General features: G+C 56.1%; 11 protein-coding genes. 10 read left to right on the forward strand and 1 reads right to left on the reverse strand.

Going from position 1 to position 13,339, the window contains the following annotated elements:
• Window positions 1–215: 215 nt before the first annotated feature.
• The 8 genes from HMPREF2749_RS02175 to HMPREF2749_RS02210 all read left to right on the forward strand — a co-directional run bounded on the left by HMPREF2749_RS02175 (window position 216) and on the right by HMPREF2749_RS02210 (window position 10,333).
• Window positions 216–1,757 (forward strand): amidohydrolase, encoded by a 1,542-nt coding sequence (locus tag HMPREF2749_RS02175; protein ID WP_070593285.1) that lies wholly within the window; start codon window positions 216–218, stop codon window positions 1,755–1,757.
• A gap of 289 nt (window positions 1,758–2,046) precedes the next feature.
• The gene (locus HMPREF2749_RS02180; protein WP_012903553.1) at window positions 2,047–3,006 is read left to right on the forward strand and encodes an L-lactate dehydrogenase; all 960 of its coding nucleotides are present in this window, start codon (window positions 2,047–2,049) and stop codon (window positions 3,004–3,006) included.
• 399 nt (window positions 3,007–3,405) lie between these two features.
• Window positions 3,406–3,687 (forward strand): hypothetical protein, encoded by a 282-nt coding sequence (locus HMPREF2749_RS02185; RefSeq protein ID WP_070593286.1) that lies wholly within the window; start codon window positions 3,406–3,408, stop codon window positions 3,685–3,687.
• A gap of 169 nt (window positions 3,688–3,856) precedes the next feature.
• Window positions 3,857–4,708, forward strand: coding sequence for a DNA repair protein RecO (gene recO, locus HMPREF2749_RS02190; protein WP_070506305.1), 852 nt, complete (start codon window positions 3,857–3,859; stop codon window positions 4,706–4,708).
• A 175-nt stretch (window positions 4,709–4,883) separates the two neighbouring features.
• Entirely contained in the window at window positions 4,884–5,675 is a 792-nt protein-coding gene (locus HMPREF2749_RS02195) for an isoprenyl transferase (RefSeq protein ID WP_005509086.1), read from the forward strand.
• A gap of 69 nt (window positions 5,676–5,744) precedes the next feature.
• Complete coding sequence (locus HMPREF2749_RS02200) at window positions 5,745–6,833, forward strand: quinone-dependent dihydroorotate dehydrogenase (RefSeq protein WP_005509085.1); 1,089 nt, start codon at window positions 5,745–5,747, stop codon at window positions 6,831–6,833.
• Window positions 6,834–7,109: 276 nt separating this feature from the next.
• Window positions 7,110–9,221 carry an AIPR family protein gene (locus tag HMPREF2749_RS02205; RefSeq protein ID WP_049347619.1) on the forward strand — a complete coding sequence of 704 codons (2,112 nt, stop codon included), beginning with the start codon at window positions 7,110–7,112 and terminating at the stop codon, window positions 9,219–9,221.
• Window positions 9,222–9,676: 455 nt separating this feature from the next.
• On the forward strand, window positions 9,677–10,333 hold the full coding sequence (locus HMPREF2749_RS02210) for a DUF6318 family protein (RefSeq protein ID WP_070593288.1): 657 nt from the start codon (window positions 9,677–9,679) through the stop codon (window positions 10,331–10,333).
• 186 nt (window positions 10,334–10,519) lie between these two features.
• On the opposite strand, the gene HMPREF2749_RS02215 is transcribed toward HMPREF2749_RS02210, so the two are convergent.
• Window positions 10,520–11,149: a DUF3043 domain-containing protein gene (locus HMPREF2749_RS02215; protein ID WP_049341235.1), complete on the reverse strand. Its 630-nt coding sequence runs from the start codon at window positions 11,147–11,149 to the stop codon at window positions 10,520–10,522.
• A gap of 126 nt (window positions 11,150–11,275) precedes the next feature.
• Here HMPREF2749_RS02215 and HMPREF2749_RS02220 point away from each other — a divergent pair, with 126 nt between their 5' ends.
• Both HMPREF2749_RS02220 and HMPREF2749_RS02225 read left to right on the forward strand, forming a co-directional pair.
• Window positions 11,276–12,670: a M20/M25/M40 family metallo-hydrolase gene (locus HMPREF2749_RS02220; protein WP_070593290.1), complete on the forward strand. Its 1,395-nt coding sequence runs from the start codon at window positions 11,276–11,278 to the stop codon at window positions 12,668–12,670.
• A 280-nt stretch (window positions 12,671–12,950) separates the two neighbouring features.
• Window positions 12,951–13,304 carry a HesB/IscA family protein gene (locus tag HMPREF2749_RS02225; RefSeq protein ID WP_049337623.1) on the forward strand — a complete coding sequence of 118 codons (354 nt, stop codon included), beginning with the start codon at window positions 12,951–12,953 and terminating at the stop codon, window positions 13,302–13,304.
• The last annotated feature ends 35 nt before the right edge of the window (window positions 13,305–13,339 follow it).

Genomic DNA, 13,339 nt, shown 5'->3' on the forward strand with positions numbered 1-13,339 from the left:
AACTGTCCTGCCGGCATTCGCATCGCTAGCGCCGGATGGTGATGGGTGCGGCTGGATTGTCGCTCCCATGTGCTTAACGCTACTCCACTGAATCAAAGATTCCTAGGATATATACAAATTTTCTTTTATGTGACACAAATTTCTTTTTGGGTGTTTTCGACTCCATCACGCCCGAGCATCTAGCGCCCGGCGAGCGCAGACGGTAGCGTAGAAGCATGACTGACGCGAACGCACAGGGCACCGCCGCCCACACCCAGCCCACTTCTGATAACTCCGGTCGAACGGCACCGAACCGACCCGCCGCAATAACCCGCCACTACGACGCACCCGACGCTGATTGCGTGCGCGGTAGCGAGTACTCCGAAATCCTCGCCCTCGAAACCGAGCAGCGTAAGCGTGCGGCTGACCACCGCCGCAAGCGCGGACACAAGCACCCCGACCATGCGCATCCCGAGCAGGAACGTAGTCACGGCAAGCATCACGGGCACCGCCTCGACGATGACAGCGGACTGGCGCATATTCGCCGCGACCTCGCCGAATCAGTCGCCACTCGCGCGGATTCTCTGACCGCAATTCTCAAGGCGATTCACGCGCATCCCGAGACTGCCTACGAGGAGTATTTTGCCTCCCGCACGCTCGTTGACGCCGTCCGCGAAGCCCACCCGAACCTTAGCGTCGAGTACCCCGCCTTCGGGCTGGATACTGCCTTTAAGGTGGAGCTCGCCAGCGCCGACTACGACCCCGCCAAGCACCGCACCATCGCGATTCTCTCCGAATATGACGCGCTGCCGGGCATCGGTCACGGCTGCGGTCACAACGTCATTGCGGTATCCGGCCTGGGCGCTTTCCTTGCCCTGGCGGATGCGCTCGCCACCGGCCCCGAGGCGTTTAGCGGTAGGGTCCTCTATTACGGCACTCCTGCCGAAGAGTCCGATGCCGGTAAGGAGCTGATGGCGCGTGCCGGCGCGTTCGAGCGGGTGGATGCCGCCATTATGGTGCACCCCTACTTTATCGATGTGGCTGATCAGGCGTGGTTGGGTCGCCGTGAATGTCGCGTGACCTACACGGGCGTGAGCGCGCATGCTTCCTCGCACCCGTTTATGGGTCGTAACGCCCTGGACGCGGCGAATCTGGCGTATCAGGGTTTGGGTTTGTTGCGTCAGCAGATTCCCGGTTCTGACCGTATTCACGCGATTATTGACCACGGTGGGGACGCCCCGAACCTGATCCCTGCTTCCGCGAGCTTGCACATTAATATCCGTTCTAAGCATGCGCCGACTCTGCGTGCGCTGTCGCGACGGGTTGAGGAGGTGCTGCAGGGTGCGGCGCTTATGGCTGGTGTGAGTGCGGAGGTGACGTGGGATTCTTCGCCGATGACTATGCCGGTGCGCACGAACCGTCCGCTGTTGAAGCGTTGGGTTTCGGCTCAGCGTTCGGTGGGTCGCCACCCGTACCCGCCTGGCACGGTCAGTGACACCCTGGCGGCTTCTACTGATTTCGGTAATGTGAGCCTGCGCGTGCCCGGTATTCACCCGCTGATTCAGATTGCGCCCGAAGGTACCGGTATGCACACGGTGGAGTTCGCGCACTGTGCGGACACTCCGGCGGCGGTGGATGCTGCTTTGGATGCGTCGTTCGGTTTGGCTTCTGTGGCTTTGGATTTCCTGATTGACGACAAGTTGGCGCAGGCGGTTCGTGCTGATTTTGAGGCTTCCGGCGGTGCCGTGGATGTTGAGGGCTACTTTAGTGATATGTGAGAGCGACATGTGAGCTTGCTCAAAAGGTCAGAAGGTCATTATTTGGTTTTATGAGTGAAAAACACCCCTAATAGCCCATAAAGTCACCAGCACCCATCGAAAAAAGCAAAATAACCCAACACAAAACGCAGAATCTGCGGCATAATAGAAAGTAACGAAGCAAGCTCACCGGGGAAGGACGCCCACCCAAGGAAATTCAACCCCGAGGCACACACCCGCTTCCTAATAAACCCCGCGAGAATCCTCTCGCACCACACGGATAACTCTCACGAAAAGAGGGCATACAGCAATGAACGGTGTCAACAACCCCACCAAGCTCGGCGTCATCGGTGCAGGCGGCGTCGGTAGCGCAACCGCATACGCAGCTATGGTCCGCGGCTCCGCAGACGAAATCGTCCTGTACGACATCGACGGCAAGCGCGCACACGCTGAAGCACTGGACATCGCACACGGCGCAATGTTCGCACACGAAGCAACCGTAACCGGTGGCGACGACATCGAACTGCTGCGCGACTGCGACATGGTCATCATCACCGCTGGTGCTCGCCAGAAGCCCGGCCAGCCCCGTCTCGAGCTGGCAGGCGCAAACGTCGCAATCCTCGAGAAGCTGCTGCCGAACATCCTGTCCGTAGCACCCAACGCGATCATCATGCTCGTCACCAACCCCTGTGACGTTCTCACCGTTGTGGCTCAGAAGATCACCGGCCTGCCCGCAAACCGCGTGCTGTCCTCCGGTACCGTTCTGGACTCCTCCCGCCTGCGTTGGCTGATTGCTAACAAGGCTGGCGTCTCCATCAAGAGCGTTCACGCAAACGTTGTTGGTGAGCACGGCGACTCCGAGTTCCCCGTCTGGTCCGCAGCAAACATCGGCATGGTTCCCCTGACCGAGTGGGAGCAGGACGGCAAGCCTGTCTTCACCGAAGAGGTCCGTGCAGAGCTCGCAACCGAAGCTATGCGCGCAGCATACAAGGTCATCGAGGGCAAGGGTTCCACCAACTACGCAATCGGTATCTCCGGCGCACGTATCGCTGAGGCATTCCTCGGCGGCCAGAACGCAGTGCTGCCCGTCTCCACCACCATTGCAGGCGAGCTGTACGGCTTCAAGGACGTCGCACTGTCCCTGCCCACCATCGTCAACCGTGAGGGCATCCAGCGCGTGCTCGAGGTTCCCATGAATGAGGCTGAGCTGGCACAGCTGAAGGCATCCGCTGAGGCAATCCGCGCATCCGCAGCATCCCTCGGCTTCTAAAACCCCGGCTTCTCATTCTCTCGGGCTCAACCCGTAAGAAGCAAACATTCAGTAGGCGCAGCGTCAAGCTGAGCTAACCGACAGAAGAACCCGCCGCACCCGGCACCCGCCCCTTGAGGGGTAGGGGACCTGGGGACGGCGGGTTCGCTGTGTCTGTAAGGTCTTTTATGGGGGGGTGATGTGTAGCGTGCTGCTTTGCGTGACCAACTTGGCTTTATCAACCTGGCTTGCCCAGCCTGGCTTGACCAACCTGGGCTTACCGCTCTGGCTTTGGCGTTCTCTGCACGGCACCGAATTTATCTGCCGATTGACCTGCCGCGCCCGTTCATAGTTCCGCGTTTAAACCGCCGTATGACCGCCCGGCGCACACCATAGGCGCGTAGGTAGTAGAATAATGGCATGAGCATTGATCCTCGCACCGAACTCACCCGCCTCCTTGACGCGCTGGAGGCGCACCTGACCGCCGTCGTAAACCGAACCGGCGAACACGACCCCGCCGTCGATGAGGCGTACGTAGAAATCGCCAACGCCTTCGAAGCCTACGAAGATGCCCTCTTCGAGGCTCACAACGAGGTCACCCCCTTGAGCGTCTACGGTGATGAAGACGAGGACGACCTCGATGAACTGGTCGACGACGAAGAAGATGATGAAGACGACGACGATATCGAGTACGAGGACTAAATAGCGCCTCGCCCATACGTTACGGACCGACCCCTGACCGGTACCCCCTACGCGGGGTAATACGGCAGGGGTCGAACCGTACCCACAACACCCGCGTAGATCTTGCCCTCAGCATCTACTGAGCATCCACCACGCACCTACCGAGCATGTACCGAGAACGGAGACACCCGTGAGCGAACCCCGCACCTGGCGCGACGCCGCCCTCATCCTCCGCACCCAAAAACTCGGCGAAACCGACCGCATCATCATCATGCTCACCCGCGACGGCGGAATCACCCACGCCGTCGCCAAAGCCGTACGCAAACCCACCTCCAAGTTCGGTGGGCGACTCGAACCGTTCATGCACACCGATCTGTCCTTCAGCCGCGGCAGAACCAACCTGCACACCATCACCCAGGCGGCAACCCTGCACGCCTACACCGCACCGATTATGGCGAACTACGATGCGTACACGTGTGCCTCCACCATCGCCGAACTGGCGGAAGCACTCACCAAAGACACCGATAGCACCGCCGATATTTACACCCTCACCCACGGGGCGCTTGCCGCGCTCGCGCACGGGCAGCACGTGCCGCAGAGAATCCTGACCCGCTACCTGGCGCGCAGCATGAACGCCGCTGGCTGGCCGCTCATCGGTGAGAATTGCACCCGATGCGGCAACCCGCTCGTGAACGCCGATAGCCGGGGCGATAACGGGGCAGACAGTAGCACCCCCGGCGCTACAAGCGGAAGCGGCAGGTACATTGCCTTCCACACCGCCCACACCTACGGACACCACACGGTCCTCTGCCCCCAATGCGCACCCGCCACCGACACACCCCTGACCGGCCTGCGTGCCGAAGAGCTCGGCTATGCGCTCGCTACCGCATCGGCGGATCCGCGCGCCTGGGCGACTATTGACGCAGCACCGGTGCCGGTCGCCTCCAAAATTCTGGGACTCTACCTGAAAACCACCCAGAACCTGCTCGAACATCCCCTGAAAACGGCGAGCGCCCTCGAAGCAGAAATTCCTGCATCGTAAAAGATGCGCGCCGGCGCGTCAAACATGGGTCAACCAGGACGCAAAATAACCCCCGAAGCACCCGCCCATGCGCGCTATGTCACGGTAAAATAGCTAACAGCACGCCAGGTTTATATCTGGCGCATATTTAGGCAAACGACCCCGGGGGAGAACCCGCCAGGGAAGAAAGGCACACATGGCACGCACCCAGCCCGTACCCCCGCCCGCACACCCCACCGGGGCAACCCCGCCGCCGATTCCGAAGAAGTTCATTCCACAGCACGTCGCCGTCGTCATGGACGGTAACGGACGCTGGGCAAACGAACGCGGCCTGCCCCGCACCGAGGGCCACCGCGCCGGCGAGGCGGCACTGCTGGACGTTGTTGCGGGCGCTATCGAAATGGGCATCCCGTACGTGACCGCCTACGCTTTCTCCACCGAAAACTGGAAGCGCTCACCCAGCGAAGTCGCGTTCATCATGCGTTTCTCCACCGAGGTGCTGCAGCGTCAGCTGGCAACCCTCAAGACCTGGGGTGTGCGCATCCGCTGGGCTGGCCGCCGACCCAAGCTGTGGAAGAACGTCATCGAAGAGCTCGAACACTGCGAGCGCGAAACCATCGACAACACCGTCTGCACCCTCACCATGTGCGTGAACTACGGCGGCCGCGCAGAAATCGCTGACGCGGCGGCAGCTATCGCGGCGGACGCTGTGGCGGGCAAGCTCAAGCCCGGCAACATTACCGAAAAGACCATCCAGAAGTACCTGGACGAGCCCGACCTGCCCGACGTTGACCTGTTCCTGCGTTCCTCCGGTGAGCAGCGCATCTCGAACTTTTTGCTCTGGCAGAGCGCCTACGCTGAGATGATTTTCATGAACGTGCTCTGGCCCGACGTTGACCGCCGCACCCTCTGGGAAGCTGTCGAAGAGTATGCGCGCCGCGACCGCCGCTACGGTGGCGCTGTTGACGCCGTTGCCAACGACAAGTAGCGGCCCGGCATACAGTCCCGGCTCATAGCCCCATAAACCACCCACACCCTCCAACCTTAGGGAGAACAAATGCGCATCTACCCGACCTTCTTCAACATCTTCTTCAAGGGCATGGATCCCGAGAAGGCACACCACGTCGGCTTCTGGGGCGTTCAGACCCTACGCAACGTCGGCATCACCCGCGCGTTGCGTAAGTACTTCCAGCCCGCCCCCGAACTCGCAACCACCGTCATGGGCATTACTTTCCCCTCGCCGTTCGGCCTGGCTGCAGGCTTCGACAAGGGCGGTAAGGGCATTGCCGCGCTGGCTGGTATCGGCTTCGGCCACGTCGAGATCGGTACTATTACCGGTCAGGCGCAGCCCGGCAACCCGCAGCCGCGCCTCTTCCGCCTTGTGGAAGATAAGGCGGTTATCAACCGCATGGGCTTCAACAATGACGGTGCCGCAGCGGCAGGCCCGCGCGTTGCTGCCGCCCGCGCAGACCTCGAAACCGAGTACCGCGGCGCTGTACGCCCGGTTATCGGCGTGAACATCGGCAAGACCAAGGTCGTTGAGCTTGAGAACGCTATCGATGACTACCTGATTTCTACCCGCACCCTGGCACCGCAGGCAGACTACCTGGTCGTCAACGTTTCTTCCCCGAACACTCCGGGTCTGCGTACCCTGCAGGCTATCGAGTCGTTGCGCCCGCTGCTTGCCGCCGTGCGTGAAGAGGCAGACCGCGTATGCCCCAACCGCCACGTACCGCTGACCGTGAAGATCGCGCCGGACCTGGTTGATGAGGACGTTATCGAGGTGGCAGCCCTGGCTAAGGAGCTGAAGCTGGACGGCATCATCGCCACCAACACCACCATTGCCCGCGACGGCCTGGGCCTGACCAGCGACATGACCAAGGTCAAGGAAATCGGTGCCGGCGGACTCTCCGGTGCGCCGCTGAAGCCCCGTTCCCTGGAGGTGCTGCGCCTGCTCAAGCGTGAAATTGGTGACGACCTCGCCATCATCTCCGTTGGCGGCGTGACCACCGCCGAGGATGTGCAGGAGCGCCTGGACGCTGGCGCTGACCTGGTGCAGGGCTACACCGCGTTCCTGTATGAGGGTCCGCTCTGGGCAGCACACATTAACCGTGGCCTGGTGAAGCTGCGCCGCGCTCGCCGCTAGAAGGTTTGCAGGCGGGAGCTTTATGCTCCCTGTCGTACTGAAAGGGGCACCGTTCTCTACCCTAGGGGGTGGAGGCGGTGCCCCTTTTTTGCGTGCCCTCTCAACGTGTAAGGGGTGGTTGTGCTGGTATCTGAGGGAGGGGGGCTGAATTTTTACCTGAGATTCTGTTAGCGTTTTGTGTGTTGTGGATTGCACCCTGACCTGGAGCGATAGTACTATCAGAGTGGTGTAGCACCGACGATTGCACCACTCACGATAATCCAAAGGAGAATAAAAGTGACAGCTACCGAAGTGACAGCTACCGAAGTGACAGCTACCGAACGATATGAAAAAAGTACTTTACTAAAGAGCGCTGTTAATCAAATTATTGATAAATTTAAAATTACTGAATCAAATGAAGATAAATTATTTGAATATTTTACAGGATATCTACTGTCTGCCATGCATAGCATAGATAACCGGCTGGATCCAATAAGTGTTCATAGTGGGGGAGGGGATGATCAAGGAGTAGATGCAATATCAATTATTGTCAATGGAGTTGTAGTAAATGATGAAATTGATGTCCGTAGTTTAAAATACAGTGACGATGAATTTGATGTAAAGTATATTTTTGTTCAGGCAAAAAATATTCTTGATAACAAAAATTTTATTGCAAATTTCGCGTCATTTACATCGGGAATAGATGCCATTCTTAATGAAGATGAAAAGCATCTAGATAAGTTTTCTCAGCGGATTCAAAAATTCATTGAATTGAAGAATATGGTTGAAGAAATTCTAAAGCCAAAAAATAAGCCCAAAATATATGCATACTATGTTTCTGCGGCGGATAGCTTCACTGATGATACTGTGGATAAGAGGGCTCTTCCTAGGTATGAATCTGCTAAGAAGGTGTTACGTAATATTCATAGTTGTGAGTATGGCGAATCTAAAATAATTGATGGTGAACATCTTCTGTCTATATATAGAAAAGTAACACAAGATAAAAAGAGTACAAAGTTCAAATATGATGGACTTTATCAAGTGTCAACCGGAGGTGGGGGAGTTGATGAAGTTTATATTGGTTACCTTCCATTAGGTGAGTATCTAAAGATAATCCATGACGATGAGGATAACATTAATATTAATGTTTTCCACAAGAATGTGCGTAGCTTCCAAGGAAACACAAATGTCAATTCATCAATTAAAGAAGCCTTGGATTCTGACAGTGGAAGGCGGAACTTCTTTGCAAAAAATAATGGTGTTACAGTTACTGCGAATCGAGCAGAAGTGAATAAGGATGAGGGTCTCATGTCCATATATGATTATAATATTGTTAATGGATGCCAAACTAGCTATATATTAAGTGACTACTACCGTGCCGCATTGGATGAAAAGAAGAAAATTGAAGATAGTGTTCCGCTGGATGCTCGAGGAAAAACAGACTCTCAATTATTTGAAATGTTTTGCAATAATGAGATTAGTGGCGACAAATATAAAAAATATAAGAAGGCTAATGACGCATGTCTGAAAGAAATTAATGCCATATTAAAAGAAATTGAAGATATTAAGGAATTGATTCATGTACCTTTGAGGATTGTAGTTAGTGAAGATGATGAATTAGTTCTTGATATTGTTAGATCAACTAATACCCAAAATCCAGTTAAGGCTATCCAGTTTGAGTCAAGAGGGGAATTCCATAAAAACCTGGAAGAGTATTTTAAGGGAATTAGTGCCGGCAAGCTTCTTTATGAGAGTCTATCTGGTGAGTCTAGGCACTACGCTCCTAATACTAAATATGTTGATGCAAATATTCTGTTAAAGTCATTCAGTTCTGTGTACCTTAAAGTTCCACATATGGCAGCTCGTAACTTTGGGCGCCTAACGACAAGTAAAATTAATCAGATTGATTCAATTGATAAACATCGAGACATATTTTCGGAATATCATAATAGGGCGGCATATTTTTTGGTTGCAAAGATGTATGTTGATCTAATTGGTTATGTAAAGCCAGAAAATATTCCCAGTAGGGAGGAGCGTGGCAAGCATGAAAGATATCTGTGGCATATCATATATGCTATGTTTATCGAACTGATTGAGTTAATGCCTCCAAGTTATAAGAAAAAGTATTTGCCCAAAGAAAAGAAGGAAGAAGAAAAGAAGGAAGAAGAAAAGAAGGAAGAGAAGAATAAGTTGAAAAATATAGCTGAACGTCGAAATTCGAAGGATGCTAGAGAGATTCTAGATATGTATCTAGATATGTATCAGGAGCAGAATTTTAAGGACTTGTACGAGAGGTCGTACAGGAGATTTAATAGGGCATTGCAAGAATTTAAAGAAAATAATAAAGATATTGAGAATAATGAAATCAATAAGAATAGTGGTCTTGTGAACTATATCTCTAAAAAATAAGTATTGTGGAAGGGGTCTCGATGTTTGAACCGGAAAATCGAGACCCCTATATTTTTCCATTAACATTAGTTTTAAATTAAGCATTTAAATGGATGATGTGTATTAATAAGGAAATTATTCAATTGCTGACAGTGCACCCTGGTGTGAGGATGGGGAAACCTATGCTTGGCGTGTTTATCGTGATTGGCATTATGCGATGTACGTTCAGCCGGATGGTAGTTGGGAAACCCGGGAAAATAGCGAGCAAAATAACAATATGTGGGATTTTAAGTTGCGTCATAATGGCGAGCGATGGTTGATTGAATCAACCACCAAAGTGAAGTCCTCGTAATCTTTCCACAAGATAGAAAGCCACACACCCAGAGGGTAAGAACAATGACAGGTTCCCAGCGCGCGCTCGCGCATAATGGAGATAAGTGGGAGACCATGCACTACAACGATGTGGAGGACTAACCATGAACCCCAACACGCTGAACCGCCGCTCAATGCTGACCGGCGGCACACTCATCAGCCTCAGCACCCTCCTCGCCGCCTGCGCCCCACACGACATCACAACTGCAGGAGACGGATCCACCGCATCCGGCGCAGCCGCGGCCAACAGTAGCCCAAGCAGTAGCGCCGGCAACAATGCCGGTAGCGGCGAATACCGCAAAGCAGACGCCAAAGGCCCCGCCCAAAACGTCCCCAAGCCCAACGCGCCCGACGACGGCTACCGTGCAAAGACCGCCGACGGCCTCCTCAAAACCATGGACGCCTGGAACCAATGGATCAACTACGGCGTCCAAACCGGCGACTACAGCAAAGCCCGCGAATTCCTCTCCACCTCAAACGACGGAGAACTCAAAATCTACCGGGAAATAGAAGCGCTCTACCAGCGCGGCGGATGGGTCATCGACGGCATCGAACACTTCGAACCCGCCGGCATACCCAGGACCGACGACCATCAAACCTACTACCTGAAAACCAGCCACGAATGGGACAAACACACCGAAGTGGAACCCGACGGCCGCCAAGAAACCTGGAGCAGCGACAAAGAAGAAGAAATCTACACATTCGCCCTCGAACACCGCGACGGCAAATGGCAGATCCTCTACTCCCGAATCGAAGCCTAACCGTACCGGCGTCTAACCTCGATACATCCACCCAGAAGCCACATGTGTTTCGAAAAGCCACCAAAGAAGTAGCTTTTCGAAACACATGTGGCTTCTCACGTAGGAGAGTCGCGTAAGAACATAAAAATAGGGGAGAGGCCTGAACCTTCAGAACCTCTCCCCAAGCACCTATAAGGCACTAACGACTTAGTGCGGGTACTCGCCGTACTTCACCATCGGAACCGGGCGGCGCATACGACGAATCATCATCACACGGTTAAACGCATACATGCCAGAACCACGCTGAACCTCGCCGAACTTCGCAATCAGCTTCTTCTTCAGGCTACGCCACAAAATAAAGTAGTCAACAACCCACAGAATCATCAGCGCATACATTGCGTACACGGAACCGTAATAAATCGGTGCCGCCGCAGTAGACGTACCCGACACACCCTGAGCAATCCAGCCACCAATAAGCAGAACCAGCAGCACAGCCAACATAAAATCGCCAAGGTTACGGCGCGCATCCACATAATCACGGATATAACGGCGCTGCGAACCACGATCCACGGCGGGCAGGTAACGCTGATCGCCACCCATCAACGCATCATTCTGACGCTCACGAGCCTTCGCCATCGCCTCACGTTCACGAGCCTTCGCCTCCTTACGGTCATTAACAACCAGAGGCTGACGACGAGCCGCCTGCTGCTCCTTACGCGAAGGAGTAGGACGGCCCTTCTTCGGGGTGAACTTCGGATTAACCGGAGCCTGAGGCTCCTCTACAACCTGCGGCTGAACAGCTTCCGCTTCAGCCTTCTCTTTCTTACGACCAAACACCCTCCCATCATACCCGAACGGCACACACCAAACCCGCCCCCACAAGCCCACACCAGCAACTGAAACGAACCCAACCACCCGGCGGTTGAGGCTAAGACGGGGTCAAGGTGGGGGTAAGGTAGAAACATGACTACTGAATTCACCCACCACAGCGCCCTGAGCGACGCCGTCACCAAAAACTTCGAAGCAACCCTGCAGACCCTCACCGAGCTCGTCGCCATTCCCTCCATCGCCTGGGAATCGCACGACCTCACCCAGGTAGACCGCAGCGCCGAGGCAGTCGCCGCGCTCGCAACCAAGGCAGGTTTCGACAACGTACGCATCGAACGCGCCACCTACACTACCGCAGACGGCACCGAAAAGCAGGGCATGCCCGCCGTCATCGCCTCCCGCCCCGCCGCAGAAGGCTACCCGACCATCCTGCTCTACGCCCACCACGACGTGCAGCCCGCCGGCAACCTCGACCTGTGGGACACCGACCCCTTCGTCGCAACCCGCAAGGGCGACCGCCTCTACGGCCGCGGCGCAGCAGACGACAAGGCAGGCATCCTCGTGCACCTCGCCGCGCTCGCAGCCCTCAACGAAACTCTCGGCGAGGACTTCAAGCTCGGTGTGAAGCTCTTCATCGAGGGTGAAGAAGAGGCAGGCTCGCCCTCCTTCGTCTCCTTCCTCAACACCTACCGTGAGGAACTGTCCGCCGACTACATTGTCGTCGCAGACTCCGCCAACTGGCGCGCTGGCGTACCCGCACTGACCACCAGCCTGCGTGGCGTCGCATCCGGCGACATCGAAGTGCGCGTCGGCAGCCACGCCATTCACTCCGGCATGTTCGGCGGCCCCATGCTCGACGCCCACACCCTCATGGCACAGCTCATTGCCACCCTGCACGACGCCACCGGCGCCGTAGCCGTCGAAGGCCTGCACCGCGCACCCGAACCCGAACTCGAATACGCCGAAGCAGACTTCCGCAACGACTCCGGTATCCTCGACACCGTACCCCTGGCAGGCACCGGTAGCGTTGCCTCCCGCCTGTGGACCCAGCCGGCAATCTCCGTCATCGGCATGGACATCCCCTCCATCGCAACCTCCTCCAACACCCTCGCCGTCGTATCCCGCGCACGCATCAGCACCCGCCTAGCACCCGGCGACAACCCCGAAAACGCACACCGCGCACTCGCCGAACACATCAAGGCACACGCACCCCACGGCGCACAGGCGAACTACACCGCCGTTGACTCCGGCATGCCCTTCGCCACCGAAGTCGACGCAGACGGTGCACAGACCGCCCTCGACGCAATGCGCGCCGCATGGGACGTCGAACCCGTACAGACCGGCATGGGCGGCTCCATCCCGTTCATCTCCGACCTGAAGGACGTCTTCTCGCAGGCACAGATCCTCGTCACCGGCGTAGAAGACCCCGATACCCGCGCACACAGCGCCAACGAGTCCCTCTACATTCCGGACTTCAAGAACGCAATCCTCGCGGAGGCGCTACTGCTCAGCGCACTCGGCGCTCGCTAAACGCGCTCGCTGACCAGCACCCACTCGGATAGAAAGTTTCAGGAAGCGCGGGGGAGAAACATCCACAAAAAGTGGGGGAGAAAGGTCACAAACCCCAACCCCCACTTTTTCGGTATCCTAGAAGCAGAATTACATGTCAAGCCCCCACACCAAAACTCACGCCCCCGGCGAACTATGCACACCCTAGGTTGTACATCAAACACCCGGGCGCGTATCGTGAAGGCTAAAACACCCACACGCGGCGCACACGGGCAACCAACAAAACAAAAGGACAACACCAATGAGTGCAACCACCATCGAACTGCCGACCCACGGCGTCAACCTCACCGAAGTAGCACAGACCAAGGTCCGCACCCTCCTCGAGCAGGAAGGCCGCACCGACCTGCGCCTGCGCATCGCCGTCCAGCCCGGCGGCTGCTCCGGCCTCATCTACCAGCTCTACTTCGACGAGCGCGTCCTCGACGGCGACGCAGTCCGCAACTTCGACGGCGTAGAAGTCATCGTCGACAAGATGAGCGCGCCCTACCTCGATGGCTCCACCATCGACTTCGAAGACACCATCGAAAAGCAGGGCTTCTCCATCGACAACCCCAACGCAGCAGGCTCCTGCGCATGCGGTGACTCCTTCCACTAAACCGCCACCACGCGCCACTAAAGCGCAACGCGCCT

The sequence above is a fragment of the Rothia sp. HMSC075F09 genome, assembly GCF_001810515.1.
Classification (GTDB): Bacteria; Actinomycetota; Actinomycetes; order Actinomycetales; family Micrococcaceae; genus Rothia.